We start from the raw sequence: 17,006 nt of genomic DNA, 5'->3' as shown, positions 1-17,006 counted from the left end.
GCGAAGAGGACAACCCTCGCTCCCACCATCGGGAGCCTGTGACCACGCGAAACGGCCCCCGCCGAAGCGGGGGCCGTGTGAGCGGTCAGGCGATGCGCGTGAGCGGTACGGGCGCCGGTCGCTCGCAGGTGCTCTCGATCGCGATCGCTCGACCCGAGTGGGCCGATTCGAGGAGAGACTCCATCACCTCCAGCACGTGAAAGGCGAGCGCGCCGCTCGCCCGGAGGGATGCGCCCTCCATCGCGAGATCCTCCAGTCCGATGCCGCGCTCGGCACCGACGTACCCCGCGAACTGCTCGAGCACGCGCCACTCTTCGTCGCCGAGGACCTTCAGGCGGGTCTCGCCGTCGAACTGGTTGGGATCCGGCACGATCAGGGAACCGCTCTCGCCGTGGATCTCGATCCGCGAGGCGGCGGACGCGACCGTGTCGAACGACATGGTGATCGTCGACAGGGCACCGGAGGCATGCACGAGAACGCCGGTCACGTGCGTGTCGACCGCGACGGGGATCCGTTCCCCCGCGCGAGCGCCGGATCCGATCACGCGCTCGTCGCGCAGTCGACTCGCGGCGCCGACCACCGACGTGACGGGCCCGAGCAGGCTGACTAGCGCGGTGACGTAGTACGGACCCATGTCGAGGAGCGGCCCGCCACCCGGCTGGTAATAGAAATCGGGATTCGGGTGCCAGCGCTCGTGTCCGGCCGTCGCCATCGTCGCCGTCGCGGAGATCGGTCGCCCGATCAGCCCGTCGTCGACCGCCCTGCGCGCCGTCTGGATGCCGGGCCCCAGCACCGTGTCCGGCGCGGCGCCGACGGTCACACCGGCCGCCTTGGCGGCCGCGAGCACGTCGACCGCGTGCTCGACCGTGTCGGCGAGAGGCTTCTCCCCGTATACGTGCTTGCCCGCGGCGATCGCGCGCAGCGCAATGTCGTGGTGCGCCGCCGGGATAGTGAGGTTCAGAACGAGGTCGACATCGGGGTCGGCGATGAGTTCGTCGACCGTCAGCGCCCGCGCGCCGGGCACCCGCGCCGCGACCTGCTCCGCGCGTGCGGGGTCGAGGTCGGCGGCCGCGACGAGGCGCACGCGGCTGAGGTGCGGCAGGGTACGAAGGTACTGCTCGACGATGTTTCCGCAGCCGATCACGCCGACGCGGAGGAAGGATTCAGGCGTGCCCACGGCAGCCCCTCTCAGTGCTTCATTGCAGATGGATTCTGCAAGGAATCTACCGAGCGGCCGCGTGGGGCGTCAAAACGAGCGGTCAGACCGCCTCGTCGCGCTTCGGCAACACCCAGCCCGCGCGCGGGAAATGACAGGTGTATCCGTTGGGGTAACGCAGCAGGTAGTCCTGATGCTCCGGCTCCGCCTCCCAGAAGGGCCCCTCCGGCTCGATCGTGGTGACGGCCTTTCCGGGCCACAGGCCGGATGCGTCGACATCGGCGATCGTGTCCCGGGCGACGCGTTCCTGTTCGGCGCTCAGGGGGAAGATCGCCGAGCGGTAGCTCGAACCGATGTCGTTGCCCTGGCGATTGAGCGTGGACGGATCGTGAATCTGGAAGAAGAAGGCGAGGATGTCGCGGTACGTGGTCTGCGTCGGGTCGAAGACGATCTCGACCGCCTCGGCGTGGCCGGGGTGGTTGCGGTACGTCGGGTGGTCGTTCTCGCCACCCGCATAGCCGACGCGCGTGCTGATGACCCCCGGCTGCCGGCGGATGAGGTCCTCCATCCCCCAGAAACACCCGCCCGCGAGGACGGCCGTCTCCATGCCCGGCGTGCGCGTGATCTCGCCCGTATCCTGTGCTCCACTGGTCATGAGGTCTCCTCCTGAGTACTCGAACATCGCGGCCGCCAAGCGGCCCTGACAGGTCAAACGCCTCATCGGCCTCGCTCATTCCGCCTGTGCAGGCCGGGCGCGCCCCACCCGACCGGAGCGCCCCCTTCCGCCGACCGGCCGATCCGGAGTAGCCTGAAGACGACGCGAGGCGCAGGTTCTCGGGGTCGGCGCCTCCGGCATCAATCGGGAGGCCCCGGGCTGGAGGTCATCATGAACGCCACCGCATCTTCGACGCACGACCGCCCCCTCGGTGTGCTGGTCGGCTTCGACGGATCCGAGCACGCGCAGCACGCCCTCGCCTACGCCGCCGCAGAAGCGGGGCGCCGCGGGATGGCACTCACGGTCGCCACAGCCTCCGTCGTCCCGACGATGTTCTACGCGACGCTCGGCTCGCTCGCGGTGCCCGCCGACGCCGAGATCGCCAAGAACTCGGCGGAGGGCGTCCTCGATGAGGCGCGCCGACTGCTGCACGAGTACCGCGGACCGGTTGAGTACCTCGCGGAGGTCGGGGACGCGGCGGGCGCGCTCGTCGAACTCTCGCGCCGGGCCCAGCTCGCGGTTGTCGGAACGCGCGGCCGCGGCGGCTTCACGGGCCGTGTGCTCGGATCCGTCTCCGTCGCCCTCGCCTCACACGCCCACTGCCCCGCGATCGTCGTCAGCGAACGCCTCAACTCCGACGGTCCCATCACGGTCGCCATCGAGGGCTCGCATGTGAACGACCGCGTGCTCCACGAGGCGGCCGCGATCGCCTCCATGCGCGGCACCAGCCTCGACATCGTCACGGCGCTCCCGCCGTTCGAGGAACTGACGTTCTGGTACCCGGATGCCGCGCTCGACGTCGACCTCGTTGGCGTGCGGCAGGGACAGATCGAAGAGGATCTGCGGGGGCAGGCCGAAACGCTGCGCACCACCTTCCCGGGGCTCGAGGTGACGGCCGTCGTCGAGGTCGGTTCACCCCAGACGATCCTCGCGGGGCGGACCCGCTCGTCCCAGCTCACGGTCCTCGGGACGCGCGGGCGGGGCGCCGTGGCGAGCGTGCTGCTCGGGTCCGTGTCGCGCTCGGTCCTCTTCCACGCCGAGGGGCCCGTGATGATCGTCCCGTCGGAGTAACACGGGCGCCGCGCCGCGCCCGATAGAATGGGGCCCCGGACCGTGCGATGCGTCGTGCCGCGCGGACACGCCGGATACGGGAGCGCGCATGACCTGGGGCCTCGCCCTCGACCTGCTGGGGACCTTCTTCTTCGCGATCTCGGGAAGCCTGCTCGCGGCGAAGCGCGGCTTCGACATCGTCGCGTCCCTCCTGCTCGGCTCGCTGACCGGCCTCGGCGGAGGAGTCGTGCGCGACCTCATCATCGGCCGTCCGCCCGCCGCCTTTGACGAGCCCATCCACCTGATCCCGCCCGTGCTCGCGGCGATCGTCGTGTTCTTCATGTCGGGCCACGTGCAGCGCTTCTGGTCGACGATCCTCATCTTCGACGCCGTGGGACTCGCCGTCTTCTGCACGACGGGCACCGTGACGGCCCTCGACCATGGCATGAACCCAATCGCATCCCTACTGCTGGGCGTCACGACCGCGGTCGGCGGCGGGCTCATGCGCGATGTCGTCGCCAATCACGATCCGCAGCTGTTCAACCCGCGCGACCTCTACGCCGTGCCGGCGTTCGCAGGATCCGCCCTCATCGTCGCGATCTGGCAACTCGGCTGGGACGGCGACGTCGCGCTGTACTCCGTGTCGGCCGCGGTGCTCGTCTTCCGCCTGCTCTCGCTGAAGTTCAGCTGGCGCGTACCGAACGCGCACCTCGTGCGCGCCGGACAGCGCCGTGACTGAGCCGTCGTCGGGTGCGCGGGCACGACGCTCGGCTGGCGGTCGCCGCGATCGTGACGGCACAGATCGTCATGGTCGCCGTGATGACTATGACGCCCGTCCACATCGCGCACGAGGGCGGGTCTATCGACGTCGTCGGCATACCCATCAGTCTGCGCATTCTCCCCCTGATCGCGATGCTCGCGGTCCGGGCTGTGCGCTGACCGCGGCGCACAGCCCACGCACGCAGAAACCCCCGGCCCTATGGGCCGGGGGTTGTCATTACTGCTGGGGTACCTGGACTCGAACCAAGAACAACGGAACCAGAAACCGCCGTGTTGCCAATTACACCATACCCCATTGGTTTTCAGCTCTCGCTGCCAACAGATGACTACTTTACGCGAGTCGAGAGCTGAACCCAAATCGATGCCGATTCCGGGGCGTGTCGCGCCGTCAGGCCGAGAGACGTTCCTTCAGTGCCTCGAGGCGCGCGATGGTGCGCTCCTTGCCCAGAAGCTCCATCGACTCGAACAGCGGCGGTGACACGCGTCGACCCGAGATCGCGACGCGGGGCGAGGCGTAGGCGACGCGGGGCTTCAGGCCGAGGCCGTCGATCAGCGCGGCGGAGAGGGCTGCCTGGATCGACTCCGTGTCGAAGCTGTCGAGCGCGCGCAGGGCCTCGGCGCTGGCGGCGAGGACGGCCGGCGCGTCGTCCGAGAGCTTGGTGACGGCCTCCTCCTCGTACTCGAGTTCGTCGGTGAAGAGGAAGCCGAGCATGCCGCCCGCCTCGCCGAGCAGCTGCATGCGCTCCTTCACGAGCGGCGCCGCGGCCTTGAGGAGCGCGAGCTGCTCATCCGTCGGGCTCTCCCCCAGCGCACCGGACGCCTGCAGGTACGGAACGAGGCGGAGGGCGAACTCGTCGGCGTCGAGGAGACGAATGTGGTCGCCGTTGATCGATTCGGCCTTCTTCTGGTCGAAGCGGGCGGGGTTCGGGTTCACGTCCGCGATGTCGAAGGCGGCCACGAACTCGTCGAGCGTGAAGACGTCGCGGTCGGCGGCGATCGACCAGCCGAGCAGCGACAGGTAGTTCAGAAGCCCCTCGCGCACGAAGCCCTTCTCGCGCTGCAGGAACAGGTCTGCGCGCGGGTCGCGCTTGGACAGCTTCTTGTTGCCGTCGCCGAGGACGAGAGGCATGTGCCCGAAGCGCGGGATGAAGCTCGTCACGCCCGCCTCGATCAGCGCGCGGTACAGCACGATCTGGCGCGGCGTGGACGGCATGAGGTCCTCGCCGCGGAGCACGTGGGTCACGCCCATGAGCGCGTCATCGACAGGGTTCACGAAGGTGTACAGCGGGATGCCGTTGGGGCGCACGATCACGAAGTCGGTGAAGCTTCCCGCGGGGAAGGTCACCTCACCACGCACCAGGTCGACGTAGGTGATGTCCTCGTCGGGAACCTTCAGGCGCAGCGCCGGCTGGCGCCCTTCGGCGCGGAACGCGGCCTTCTGCTCGTCCGTCAGATCGCGGTCGTAGTTGTCGTAGCCCTGCTGCTTCGCGCGGCCGTTGGCCTCGTTGCGGGCGTCGATCTCCTCGGCGGTCGAGAAGCTCTCGTAGACGAGGCCCTTCTCGACGAGTTGCGCGAGCACATCGCGGTACACGTCGTGACGCTCCGACTGGCGGTACGGGCCGTGCGGGCCGCCGACCTCCACTCCCTCGTCCCAGTCGATGCCGAGCCACGTGAGGGCGTCGATCAGCTGGTCGTAGCTCTCCTGGCTGTCGCGGTTCGCATCGGTGTCTTCGATGCGGAAGATGAGCTTGCCGCCGTGGTGGCGCGCGAAGCCCCAGTTGAACAGGGCGGTGCGGATCAGGCCGACGTGCGGCGTACCGGTCGGCGACGGGCTGAAGCGGACGCGCACGTCGCTGCCGGTGGCCGTTGTGGTGCGGGGATCAGGTGCAGAAGACATCACCTGAATTCTACGCCGAGTGCGCCGTCCGGATCATGGAGGCCACCGCGCCGCCCTATGCCGCGTCGCGCGCGATGTTCCGCAGGATGCCGATCCCCGGCACCTCGACCTCCACCGAGTCGCCGCCCTGGAACGCGCCGACGCCCGCGGGGGTGCCCGTGAGAATCACGTCGCCGGGCAGGAGCGTGAAGGCCGCCGACACGTACTCGATGATCGAGGGGATGTCGAAGATCATGTCGGTGAACCGTCCGCGCTGCACCTCGACGTCGTTGTGGCGGGTGATGATCTCGCCCTTCGAGACGTCGAACTCCGTCTCGATGGCGGGACCGAGCGGGCAGAAGGTGTCCATCCCCTTGGCGCGCGCCCACTGACGGTCCGGGCCCTGCAGGTCGCGGGCGGTGACATCGTTCGCGATCGTGTAGCCGAAGATGACGTCGTTCGCGTCCTCCGCCTTCACGTTCTTCGCGATCTTGCCGATGACGACCGCGAGTTCGCCCTCCCACTGGGTGTCGTTGGTCTGGGGCGGGCGCACGATCGCATCGCCGGGGCCGACGACCGCGGTGTTGGGCTTGAAGAACAGCAGCGGTTCCGTCGGGATGTCGTTGTTCAGCTCGGCGGCGTGGTCGCGGTAGTTGCGGCCGACGCACACGACCTTCGAGCGGGGGATCACAGGAGCGAGCAGAGCGACGTCGCCGATCGACACGCGCTCTCCCGTCGTGTCGTACCCGGCGAACATGGGGTCGCCGGAGAGAACGACGAGCTCCGCTCCGTCGACGATTCCGTACTTGATGGCGTCGTTGTGGCTGAACCGAGCGATCTTCACGCACCCAGCCTATCCCCCAGGAGGGCCGCCCCCACTGCCCCGATCGCGTCGTCGGGCGACACGATCTCGATCCGTTCTTCGAGCCGCAGCGAGGCGAGAAAGGCGGATCCGTCGGCGGCCCGAGCGAGCGCGCCCGCAATCTCGGAGCGGAGCCTCTCGCCGCGGCGGGCGATGCCGCCGCCGATCATGATGATCTCCGGATCCACGGCGAGCGCGAGGGCGCGCACGCCCGCGGCCGCCCCGCGGGCAAGGTCCGCGAGGATCCCGCTCGCGCTCTCGTCGCCCGCATCCGCGCGCTCGGCGACCCTTTCGAGAGGTTCTCCGGCGCGGCGGGCGATGGATCCGCCGCCCGCGAAGACCTCGATGCAGCCGAACTGCCCGCACGCGCACTGCGGCCCGCGCGGATCGATCGAGAGGTGCCCGATCTCGCCCGCGACACCCGAGGAGCCGTCGATGACGCGGCCGTCCACGACGATTCCGGCCGCGACGCCGGTGCCGAGGTTGAGGTAGGCGAGGCTCTTGGCGCGCGTACGCGATGCGGCGCCCAGCGCGGCCCCGCGCACGTCGTTGTCGACCGCGACGGGTGCGCCACACCGGCGCCAGATCTCACCGGCGAGATCGAGTTCGCGCACGCCGAGATTCACCGCATCGTGGACGCGCCCGCCGTCGATCCGGCCCGGGATACCGATGCCGATCGTTTTCGCGGGGGTGTCCAGCGCGCGGATCGCCGCGAGAACCGAGCGCACGACGCCGTCCTCCCCGCGCTCGGTGGGGTTCCGCGTGCGCGCTCGAATGGATCCGTCCGCGTCGAGCGCGACCGCCTCGACGCTCGTGCCGCCGACGTCGATACCCAGGCGCGCGGGGCCCGTCATCCCTTCACCGCCCCGGCGACGAGTCCGCCCGTCATCCGTCCCTGCACGAAGAGGAAGAAGATGACGACGGGGATGCAGATGAGGGTCGAACCGGCCATGACGGCACCGTAGTTCGTCGCCTCGGTCGCCGACTGGAACGAGTTGAGCCACGTCGGAAGGGTCAGGTTCTGGCCCTTCATAAGGAGCAACGCCATCGTGAACTCGTTCCACGACTGCATGAAGGCGAAGATGCCAGTCGACACGAGCCCTGGTGCGAGGAGCGGGAAGGTGACCTTCCAGAACGCCTGGGGTTTCGAGCACCCGTCGATCTGCGCCGACTCTTCGAGTTCGATCGGCACACCCGCGACGAATCCGCGCAACGCCCAGATCGTGAACGGCACGACGGAGGCGACGTGCACGAGCGCGAGACCGAGCAGGGTGTTGATGAGGCGCATGTCGTCGACGAGGTTGTAGACGGTGAACATCATGGCCTCGCCCGGGATCATCTGCACCACGAGGATGCCGACGATGAACGCGTGTCGCCCGCGGAAGCGGAACCGTGCGAGCGCGATCGAGGCCAGGAAGGCGACGAAGAGCGCGCACGCGACGACGACGATCACGATGATGAGGCTCGTCTTGAGGGCGTTCGGGAAGTCGGTCTGCCCCGGAGCCGCGGGCCGGGTCCAGGCCGTGATGAAGTTTCTGATCGTGGGCTCGCGCGGGATGAGCGACGGGTCGCGGCTGATGATCTGGTTGCCGGGGGTGAAGGAGAGGTTCACCATCCAGTAGACCGGGAACACCGAGCAGACGAACACGATGAGCCCGAGGACGTTGAACAGCACGCGGTGCGAGCGGCGTCGGACGGGTGAGGCCGGCGCGCCCATCGAGCGTCGCTGCGGGATCACGGCGGCGCGGGTGGCGAGGTCGGTCATTGCTCGTCTTCTTTCAGGAGCAGGCGGATGTTGTACCAACTGATGGCGAGCATGATGATGACGATGAGCATGCCGATGGCGCTGGTCTCGCCGAACTTGCCGATGCCCTGACGGAACAGGTACACGGGAAGCACGTTGGTGTCGGCGGCGATGCCGCCTCGGCTCTGCAGCGCGTATACCTGGGTGAACAGCTTCATGTTCCAGATGATCTGCAGGATCAGCACGCCACCGAGGACGGGCCTGATCGCGGGGAAGACGATGTTCCAGAACCGCTGCCAGCCGCCGGCGCCGTCGATCTCGGCGGCCTCGATGGTCTCGCGGGGCACCTGCCCGAGGCCGGCGTACGACGTGAAGGCGACGAAGGGAATCGCGCCCCACACGACGATGATCGTCAGCACGAGCACGAACGTCCAGGGATTGAGAAGCCAGGGGTGGTTGTACCAGTCGTTCGAGCGCGTGATCGCGTTCATGACCCAGTTCACGAGGCCGTACTCGGTGTCGAAGATGAAGCCCCAGACGACCGTCGCGGTCAGCGGCGGGATCGCCCAGGCGAGCAGCAGGCCGACCGATACGAGCAGCCGCATGCCGCGGCCGAGCTTCGTCATGAGCACCGCGACGAGCACGCCGCCGACCATGATGAGCGTCGTCGTGAGCAGCATGATCCCGATGGTGCGGCCGAGAACCGCCGGGAAGTCGCTGCTCGTGATGACCTTGGTGAAGTTGTCGAGCCCGACGAAATTCGCGGGAGTTCCCTGGATCTTGTTGCGCACCTGGTAGTCGGTGAACGACTGCCAGATCATCGTCACGCCGGGATAGCCGACCATGAGCGCGATGAGCGCGATCGAGGGGATGAGAAGCGCCCAGGCGCTGATCGCCTGAGAGCGTCCGCGGCGTCGAAGCCGCTGAGTGGACAGGGACGGGATTGCCATCGCGGGTCACCCTTTCGCAGAAAGGGGGCGGATCCACCGGGTGGAGGATCCGCCCCGGGGCGTCAACCGTTCAGGATCTCCTCGATGCGCGCGTCGAGCGCCTCGGCGACCTTCGCCGTGTCCTCGCCCTGCGCGATGCGCACGAGGGAGTCCTGGATGATGAGGCTCGCTTCGACCTCCTGCCACTTGGGCGTCGTCGGCACGCTCTTCGAGACGGCGAGCGCCTCGGCCTGCGACTGGGCGACATCGTTGTCGGGCAACGCGGCGTTCGACTCGAGCAGCGCCGGCGTCAGGCCCGCGCCCGCCATGAGGTCCTGGTAGTCCTTCGAGACCATGATCTTCACGGCTTCCTTCGCCATCTCCGGCGCGTCGCTCAGCTGGGCGACCGCGATGTTGGATCCGCCGGCGAAGATCGGCGCGGGCTCGCCGGCCGTCGCACCGGGCAGCGGGAACGCGTGCAGGTTCTTCCCGAAGGTGTCGGCGCAACCGGGGTTCTCGGCATCCGCCGGAGCCGTGATGGACCCCGCCATCCACGCGGGCGCCGAGAGGAACGCGACCTCGCCGGCGCAGAACGGCACGTTGGCGTCGGCCTCGTCGCCGTCGGTGGGGGCGTTCGTGGCCTCCTCATAGACCTTCTGCAGGAGCTTCAGCCCCTGCTGCGACTCGGCGCTCGAGAACTGTGCATCCCACGTGCCACCGTCGTCGACCGCGATCTCGCCGCCGTACGACCAGATGTACGGGAGCATGTTGTACCAGTCGCGACCCGGCGCGTAGATGCCGCTCATGCCGTCGGTCCGGTAGCCGATGCCCTGCTCGACATACTCTTCGAGGGTCGTCGGCAGATTGTCGGCGTCAACGGTGTCGGACGAGTAGAACACGACGCGCCCGCCCGCATAGTACGGGGCCGCATAGAAGGTGTCGTCGTAGGTGCCTGCGGCTTCGAGGCCCGGGTTGAGGTCGCCGAGCTCGCCGCGAATATCGCCGATGTCGGCGAGGAGGCCCTGGTCGATGAAGCCGATGGCCTGTGTGTTGCCGACCTCGACCACATCGGGGGCGTCGTTGGACTGCAGCGCGGCGACGTAGTTCTCCGATACGTCCGCCCAGGTTTTCTCTTCGAGTTCCAGAGTCCATCCGTCGTGGGCCGACTCGAAGGTGGACTTCAGGAGGTCACGCGCTTCCTGCGGCGTGTCCGTGCCAACGAGCCAGACCGTGAGCGTGCCGGTCTCGGCGGGCTCGCCCCCGGATCCGCCGTTCGAGCCGCCGGAGCCGCTGGAGCAACCGGCGAGGGCGAGTCCTGCGATCCCGAGGAGGGCCGCTGCAGGCAGCGCCCTGGATGTGATGCTGTTCATGATGTGACGTCCTTGTCTTGTCTTGGTGGGAGTTTGCGGGCTAGGCGATGCCTAGCTCGCTGTGGAGGATCAGCGCCATCGCGCCGAGAAGCACGGCGTCGTCTCCGAGCTGAGACATCCGCACGGACACGTCGTCGTGGAGGTAGGTGCGCTCGCGGAGCGTCTCGACGGCGGAGTCGCGAAGAAGGCCTCCGACGTACTCGGCCGGCCCGGAGAGGACGATCTCGGGCAGGTCGAGGGCACCGACGACGGGCGCGATCGCGATGCTCAGCCGTTCACCGGCCTCTCGGAGCACAAGGTCACGTTCCTCCCCGGCCGACATGCGCGATTCGAGGAACCGTACGGACGCCCAGGTCTCGAGGCAACCGACTCGGCCGCACACGCAGACGCGTCCGCCGTCGGTGCCGACGGTCACGTGGCCGACCTCGCCCGCGGCGAACCGGTCGCCACGCACGAGCTCACCGCGCACCATGACGCCGCCACCGACACCGCGGTCGATCTTGATGAGCATGAAGTCTTCTCCTGCACCGCCGAGCGTGCGCTCGGCGAGGGCCGCCGCATCGGCGTCGTTCGACACGTCGACCGGCATACCCGTGCGTTCCGCGACGCTCGCTTGCAGGGGCAGGTCGGCCCAGCCGAGGTTCGGCGAGGCGATGACCGTACCGTCGCCCCCGACGATTCCGGGGCTGGCGATACCGATACCGAGCACGCGTCCCGTGGCGCGCGCCAACAGGTCGTCGATCATCCGCTCCGTGAGATCCCGAATCCGCTCACCGTCGATCTCGGCCGGGCGTGCGATGGCGATGCGATCGGCCACGGACCCCGTGAGGTCGACGACCGCACCGCGCAACTCGTGAGCGGCCGAAAGATCGATGGCGACCACCTGGAGACCGGTGCGGTCGATGTCGACGGCGACGCCCGGCTTCCCGGGCCCGGTCGCCTCGCGCGCACCCTGCTCCACGACGAGCCGTTCGGAGACGAGGTCGCCGACGAGCGCCGACATGGTGACCCGGGTGAGACCCGTGCGCCGCGCGAGGTCGGCGCGGCTCATGGATCCCTCGTGGAACAGGCTCGTGAGCACGAGGGCGCGGTTCTGACGCCGCACATGATCGGGGAGAACCCGTTCGCGGCCGGCGCGGGCCGTGGCGGGCGCCTCAACGGACGGCGGGGTCGACTTCGACATGTTTGTAAGTGAACCTCGCAAATTGCCGTTCCGCAAGCGCCGGAGGACATTTGTGAAGAAACCTTACTAATTTGTTATCGAGCCTGGTGGCGGGGCCGATCGCCGTGTTAGCTTGCCAGGCATGCCCCTTGCTCTCCTCCCCTGGCCCGTCGACGTCGACATCCGGCCCGGAGCCCTGCGGCTCGATATCTCCGCGCCGCATCATGCCCTTTCCCTCGCCCGCTACGACGTGATCGATGGCCCTCCCGAGGGCTACCGACTCGACATCGCCGATGAGGGTATCCGCATCCAAGCAGCCAGCGCCGCCGGCAGGTTCTACGCACAACGCACCCTGCTTCAGCTCATCGCTCGCGACGACGAGGGGTTCTTCGTTCCCCACGTCGCCATCACCGACGCCCCACGCTTCGAATATCGAGGCATCATGCTCGACGTCGCGCGGCACTTTCACTCCGTCGACACGATCGAACGCCTCGTCGAGCGCGCCGCCGACCTGAAGTTCAACGTTCTGCACCTGCATCTCACCGATGACCAGGCGTGGCGCCTCGCGCTCGAGTGCCGCCCCGAGCTCGCGGATCGCGGGTCGTCGTCCAGCATCGGCGGCGACCCGGGCGGGCATTTCACGCGCGACGACGTGCAGCGCATCGTTGCGCACGCGGCGGCGCACCACATGATCGTTGTGCCCGAGATCGACCTCCCCGGCCACACGCATGCCGTCAGCCTCAGCCATCCCGAGCTCACCGCAGACCCGGTCCTCGCCCCCAGCGTCCTCGAGGTCGTCGAGGAGTTCGGCGGAGGATTGCCGCGAACCGGCGAGCCCTACACCGGCTTTGCGGTCGGTTTCTCCTCCCTCGACGCCCGCGCGCCCGGTCTCGAGGAGGTGCTCCGCGAGGTGTTCGCCGAGGTCGCCCGACTCTTCCCCGGCCCCTATCTGCACGTCGGCGGCGACGAGGCGCTCGGCACCGCGAGAAGCGACTACCGGGCGATCGTCGACATGGCCGTCCGTGCCGTGATGGCGACGGGTCGCACGCCGGCCGCGTGGCACGAGGCCGGCGCCGCGGACCTTCCCGCGGACGCCGTGTTCCAGTACTGGGGCTTCCTCACGCCGAGCACGGAGCATGCGGAGCTCGCGCGGCGCGCGCTCGAGCGGGGCGGAAGATTCGTGCTGTCCCCCGCCGATGCGATCTACCTCGACATGAAGTACGACGCCGACACGCGCGCCGGTCTCAGCTGGGCGAACGGTCCGACGAGCGTCCGGCGCTCGTACGAGTGGGATCCGGCGGGCGTGCTCGAGGTGCCCGAAGAGCGCATCCTCGGCGTCGAGGCCGCACTCTGGACCGAGACCATCGTCGACGAGGCGACCCTCGAGCACATGGTGTTTCCCCGTATCGCCTCGGCGGCCGAGGCCGCATGGTCTCGCCCGCTCGGATCCGCGGAGCGCGACTGGGAGTCGTTCCGCGCGCGGATCGCGGGCCTCGGCCTCCTGTGGGAGCGTGCGGGGATCCGCTTCGCGCGCGGCACCGAGATCCCCTGGCGTTAACGCACGCATCGCCCGCACCGTGAGCCGGTGCGGGCGATGCGTCGATGGGACGTTTACGCGTCGAGGCGGTACAGCCAGTCGTGGCGGTCTTCGCGGCGACCGTACTGGATGTCGGTCAGCTCCTCGCGCAGCGACAGTGCGAGCTCTCCGGTGGGCTGCTCGTCGTCGAAGCCCGCGGCCTTGAGCCGGCCGATGGGAGTGACAACGGCGGCCGTGCCGCAGGCGAAGACCTCGACGATGTCGCCGGACGCCACGCCCTCTCGCCACTCGGCGAGCGAGACGGGACGGCGCTCGACGGTGTGGCCGCGGTCCTCCGCAAGCTGGAGGAGCGAGTTGCGGGTCACGCCGTCGAGGATGTTGTCCGAGGCGGGCGTGACGAGCGTGCCGTCCTTCTTCACGAAGACGATGTTCATGCCGCCGAGCTCTTCGACGTTGCCGTGGGCGTCGAGGAAGACGACCTGGTCGCAGCCCTGCTCGTACGCCTCCGACTGCGGGAGCAGGCTCGCGGCGTAGTTTCCGCCGGTCTTCGCCGCGCCCGTGCCGCCCTCGGCCGCGCGGGCGTAGGTTTCGCTCAGCCAGATCGACACGGGCGTGACGCCGCCCTTGAAGTAGGCTCCCGCGGGGCTGCCGATCACGTAGAAGTTGTACTTCTTCGCGGGGCGGACGCCGAGGAAGGCCTCCTTCGCGAACATGAACGGACGGAGGTAGAGCGTCTGGTCCGCGCCGGACGGCACCCACTCCGCGTCGACCGCGATGAGCTCGCGGATCGCCTGAAGGAAGTACTCCTCCGGAATCTCCGGCATCGACAGGCGGCGCGCGCTGCGGTTGAAACGGCGCGCGTTCTGCTCGGGGCGGAACGTGTGGATCGATCCGTCGGCGTGACGGTACGCCTTCATGCCCTCGAAGATCTCCTGCGCGTAGTGCAACACCGCGGCCGCCGGGTCGAGGGAGATCGGCCCGTACGGCTGGACGCGGGGGCGGTGCCATCCGCCCTTCTCCGACCAGCACAGGTCGACCATGTGGTCGGTGAAGATGGATCCGAAGCCCGGGTTCTCGAGCAGCTGCTCGCGCTCTGCGGGGCTCTTCGCGGCGAGGTTCTTCCGAACCAGGAACTGAAGCGAAGGGGTGTCAGGAGTGGTCATGCGTGTCTTTCCCGTCTGCGCCGTGTCTCTGCGCGAAAACTGTCGTCAAGCCGTCAGGCGAGCCGCGATGGCGTCGCCGATCTGTGCCGTGGTGCGGGGCTCATCGGTGCGCTCCGCGATGTCCTGCTCGATCGCGCGCGTCACGCGCTGCGCTTCGGCCGCGAGGCCGAGGTGGTCGAGGAGGAGAGCGACGGATCCGATGGCCGCGGTCGGGTCGGCCTTCTGCTGCCCGGCGATGTCCGGAGCCGAACCGTGCACAGGCTCGAACATCGAGGGGAACTCGCCCGAGGGGTTCAGGTTTCCCGAGGCGGCGAGCCCGATTCCGCCGGTGATGGCGCCGGCGAGGTCGGTCAGAATGTCTCCGAAGAGGTTGTCGGTGACGATCACGTCGAAGCGGCTGGGGTTGTCCACCATGTGCATGGTCGCCGCATCGATGTGCATATAGTCTACGGCGACGTCCGGGTGCTTCTCGCTCGTCTCGTCGAAGATGCGCTTCCACAGCTTGCCGGCGTTGACCAACACGTTCGTCTTGTGCACGAGCGTCAGCTTCTTGCGGCGCGTCTCGGCGAGCTCGAAGGCGTACTCCACGACGCGGCGCACGCCGTGGGCCGTGTTGACACCGAGCTCGTTCGCGATCTCGTGCTCCGTGCCCTGGCGGAGCACGCCGCCGTTGCCGACGTAGGAGCCCTCGGTGCCCTCGCGCACGACGACGAAGTCGACCTCGCCGGGGTTCTTCAGCGGGCCGGGCACCGTCGGGTAGAGCTTCGACGGGCGCAGGTTCACGTAGTGGTCGAGCGAGAAACGCAGCTTCAACAGCAGTCCGCGCTCGATGTTCGCGTCGGCGAGACGCGGGTCGTTGGGCGTGCCGCCCACCGCGCCGAGGAGGATCGCGTCGTGTGCGGCGATGCCGGCGAGGTCGTCCTCCGTGAGCACGTCACCCGTGGCGAGGAAGCGGTCGGCGCCGAGCGAGAACCGCGTCTTGTCGAAGGTCACGTCCGAGTGCGCGGTGGCGGCGTCGAGCACCTTCTCGGCCTCCGCGATCACCTCCGGACCGATACCATCACCGGCGATCACGGCAAGCTTGACGACGCGCGACATTCAGACTCCTTGGGTCTTGCGGGGATTTCAACGCTTTCGGCTGGATCCCAGCGTACTCGCCGCGACGACCGCCGCGATCACGAGCAGGCCCGTGCCGATGAGCGACGTCGCGGTCACTCCCCCGTCGAAGGCGGCCGCCGCGGCGCCCCGCAGCGCCTCCCCGACGGATCCGCCGAGCTCCTCGGCGGCGTTCATCGCGCCCGCAAGCGTCTCCTGTGCGTGCTCCGCGAGAGAATCCGGCACGCCGCTCGGCACCGCGAGCGTCGCCCGATACCAGGCGGTGAGGATCCCGCCGAGGATCGAGGTGCCGAGGACCGCCCCGAACTCGTACGCCGTCTCGCTGATCGCGCTCGCGGCGCCCGCCTTGTCGGCGGGGGCGGCCGAGATGATCAGCTCGCCGGAGACCGTCTGGGCGGCCGAGGTGCCCGCGCCCATGATGACGAAGGCGAGCACGAGCATCCAGACGTCGTGCGCGCCCGCGAAGGCCACGAGCACGAGCCCCGCGGCCCCGATCACGAGGCAGATCGGCACGACGACGGCCGCGGAGAACCGCGCCGCGAAGGGCGTCACGATGAAGCCCGCGAGGATAGATATCACCGCGCCGGGGATGAGCGCGAGCCCCGCGACCATCGGCGAAAGGCCCACGATCATCTGGAGATGCTGCGAGACGAAGTAGAGGAACCCGATGTAGGCCATGATGCAGCAGAGGTTCACGTCGAGCGAGCCCGAGAACTTCGAGCGCCGGAACAGCGCCATGTCGAGCATCGGATGCGGGCTCCGGAGCTGCCGGCGCACGAAGAGCCAGCCGAAGAAGAGCCCCACGACGATCGCGACGAGCCCGGGCAGACCGGCGATCGCCAGTTCCTTGATTCCCCAGGCGAGCGGCGCGAGCGCGAGCATCGACAGCAGGATCCCCCAACCGTCGATCGGTCCCGGATTCGGGTCCCGGCTCTCGGAGACGAACACCGGCACGCCGGCCAGCATCAGCGCGAGCACCGGGACGGCGAGCAGGAAGACGCTCTGCCACGGCAGGTGCTCCATCAGGAAACCGCCGATGACGGGTCCGAGCGCTCCGCCCGCCGAGAAGGCTCCCGCCCAGGCGGCCACGGCGACGCGTCGCTGATTGCGATTGCGGAACGTGGTGCGCAGCAGCGACATCGTCGACGGCATGAGGCTCGCGCCGAAGACACCCATCGCCGCGCGCGCCGCGATCAGCCACTCCGCCGTCGGGGCGAAGGCCGCGCCCACGGACACGAGAGTGAAGCCCACGGCGCCGAACAGGAGGATCTTCCTGCGGCCGATGCGATCGCCGAAGGATCCGGCTGTGACGAGCAAGCCCGCCAGCACGAGCGAGTACGCGTCGATGATCCAGAGCTGCTCGGCGCTCGTCGGCTCGAGCTCGCGCGCGATCTCCGGCAGAGCAAAGTTGAGGATCGTGTTGTCGATCGAGACGAGCAGCACGGGGAGCATCAGCACGACGAGTGCGGCCCAGCCCCGCCACCCGGCGCGCGGCCCGTCGACATCGATAGCGTCTGTGTGTGTCATGGCTTCTTTCATGCGAAAA

Annotated in this window: 16 protein-coding genes and 1 tRNA gene; 4 read left to right on the top strand and 13 right to left on the bottom strand. The window is 68.7% G+C overall.

From position 1 onward, the window contains the following. Positions 1-85: 85 nt before the first annotated feature. Both IEX05_RS01375 and msrA read right to left on the bottom strand, forming a co-directional pair. Positions 86-1,177, bottom strand: coding sequence for a Gfo/Idh/MocA family protein (locus IEX05_RS01375; RefSeq protein WP_229661057.1), 1,092 nt, complete (start codon positions 1,175-1,177; stop codon positions 86-88). A gap of 82 nt (positions 1,178-1,259) precedes the next feature. Continuing rightward, the gene (gene msrA, locus IEX05_RS01370; RefSeq protein ID WP_188699603.1) at positions 1,260-1,811 is read right to left on the bottom strand and encodes a peptide-methionine (S)-S-oxide reductase MsrA; all 552 of its coding nucleotides are present in this window, start codon (positions 1,809-1,811) and stop codon (positions 1,260-1,262) included. Between the two features lie 231 nt (positions 1,812-2,042). On the opposite strand from msrA, the gene IEX05_RS01365 reads away from it, so the two are divergent. From IEX05_RS01365 to IEX05_RS01355, 3 genes are all read left to right on the top strand, one after another. Further along, positions 2,043-2,942, top strand: a complete 900-nt coding sequence (locus IEX05_RS01365; protein WP_188699602.1) for a universal stress protein — start codon at positions 2,043-2,045, stop codon at positions 2,940-2,942. Positions 2,943-3,030: 88 nt separating this feature from the next. Beyond that, entirely contained in the window at positions 3,031-3,660 is a 630-nt protein-coding gene (locus IEX05_RS01360) for a trimeric intracellular cation channel family protein (protein WP_188699601.1), read from the top strand. Between the two features lie 11 nt (positions 3,661-3,671). Beyond that, positions 3,672-3,860 carry a hypothetical protein gene (locus tag IEX05_RS01355; RefSeq protein ID WP_188699600.1) on the top strand — a complete coding sequence of 63 codons (189 nt, stop codon included), beginning with the start codon at positions 3,672-3,674 and terminating at the stop codon, positions 3,858-3,860. A gap of 64 nt (positions 3,861-3,924) precedes the next feature. On the opposite strand, the gene IEX05_RS01350 is transcribed toward IEX05_RS01355, so the two are convergent. The 8 genes from IEX05_RS01350 to IEX05_RS01315 all read right to left on the bottom strand — a co-directional run bounded on the left by IEX05_RS01350 (position 3,925) and on the right by IEX05_RS01315 (position 11,665). Beyond that, a tRNA-Gln gene (locus IEX05_RS01350) sits at positions 3,925-3,996 on the bottom strand. 93 nt (positions 3,997-4,089) lie between these two features. After that, on the bottom strand, positions 4,090-5,598 hold the full coding sequence (gene gltX / locus IEX05_RS01345; RefSeq protein WP_188699599.1) for a glutamate--tRNA ligase: 1,509 nt from the start codon (positions 5,596-5,598) through the stop codon (positions 4,090-4,092). Between the two features lie 55 nt (positions 5,599-5,653). Continuing rightward, positions 5,654-6,421, bottom strand: a complete 768-nt coding sequence (locus IEX05_RS01340; protein WP_188699598.1) for a fumarylacetoacetate hydrolase family protein — start codon at positions 6,419-6,421, stop codon at positions 5,654-5,656. Then, a complete protein-coding gene (locus IEX05_RS01335; RefSeq protein WP_188699597.1) occupies positions 6,418-7,293 on the bottom strand; it encodes an ROK family protein in 876 nt (291 codons plus the stop codon). Before IEX05_RS01335 ends, IEX05_RS01340 begins: the two co-directional genes overlap by 4 nt. Then, complete coding sequence (locus tag IEX05_RS01330; RefSeq protein WP_188699596.1) at positions 7,290-8,204, bottom strand: carbohydrate ABC transporter permease; 915 nt, start codon at positions 8,202-8,204, stop codon at positions 7,290-7,292. Before IEX05_RS01330 ends, IEX05_RS01335 begins: the two co-directional genes overlap by 4 nt. After that, positions 8,201-9,133, bottom strand: coding sequence for a carbohydrate ABC transporter permease (locus tag IEX05_RS01325; protein ID WP_188699595.1), 933 nt, complete (start codon positions 9,131-9,133; stop codon positions 8,201-8,203). The genes IEX05_RS01330 and IEX05_RS01325 overlap by 4 nt, the downstream gene beginning before the upstream one ends. Positions 9,134-9,195: 62 nt before the next feature. Beyond that, positions 9,196-10,482 (bottom strand): extracellular solute-binding protein, encoded by a 1,287-nt coding sequence (locus IEX05_RS01320; RefSeq protein ID WP_188699594.1) that lies wholly within the window; start codon positions 10,480-10,482, stop codon positions 9,196-9,198. A 40-nt stretch (positions 10,483-10,522) separates the two neighbouring features. Beyond that, the gene (locus IEX05_RS01315) at positions 10,523-11,665 is read right to left on the bottom strand and encodes an ROK family transcriptional regulator (RefSeq protein ID WP_188699593.1); all 1,143 of its coding nucleotides are present in this window, start codon (positions 11,663-11,665) and stop codon (positions 10,523-10,525) included. A 121-nt stretch (positions 11,666-11,786) separates the two neighbouring features. Here IEX05_RS01315 and IEX05_RS01310 point away from each other — a divergent pair, with 121 nt between their 5' ends. Then, positions 11,787-13,202 carry a family 20 glycosylhydrolase gene (locus IEX05_RS01310; protein WP_188699592.1) on the top strand — a complete coding sequence of 472 codons (1,416 nt, stop codon included), beginning with the start codon at positions 11,787-11,789 and terminating at the stop codon, positions 13,200-13,202. A 53-nt stretch (positions 13,203-13,255) separates the two neighbouring features. Here IEX05_RS01310 and IEX05_RS01305 read toward each other — a convergent pair whose 3' ends face one another. From IEX05_RS01305 to IEX05_RS01295, 3 genes are read right to left on the bottom strand one after another with little or no spacing between them, the layout of a single operon-like run. Beyond that, complete coding sequence (locus IEX05_RS01305) at positions 13,256-14,344, bottom strand: branched-chain amino acid aminotransferase (RefSeq protein ID WP_188699591.1); 1,089 nt, start codon at positions 14,342-14,344, stop codon at positions 13,256-13,258. A gap of 45 nt (positions 14,345-14,389) precedes the next feature. Beyond that, on the bottom strand, positions 14,390-15,442 hold the full coding sequence (locus tag IEX05_RS01300; RefSeq protein WP_188699590.1) for a 3-isopropylmalate dehydrogenase: 1,053 nt from the start codon (positions 15,440-15,442) through the stop codon (positions 14,390-14,392). A gap of 27 nt (positions 15,443-15,469) precedes the next feature. Continuing rightward, positions 15,470-16,987, bottom strand: coding sequence for an MFS transporter (locus IEX05_RS01295; protein WP_188699589.1), 1,518 nt, complete (start codon positions 16,985-16,987; stop codon positions 15,470-15,472). Positions 16,988-17,006: the final 19 nt, after the last annotated feature.

The organism is Microbacterium nanhaiense (assembly GCF_014646015.1).
Classification (GTDB): Bacteria; Actinomycetota; Actinomycetes; order Actinomycetales; family Microbacteriaceae; genus Microbacterium; species Microbacterium nanhaiense.
This window is presented reverse-complemented; position numbering and strand designations above follow the sequence as displayed.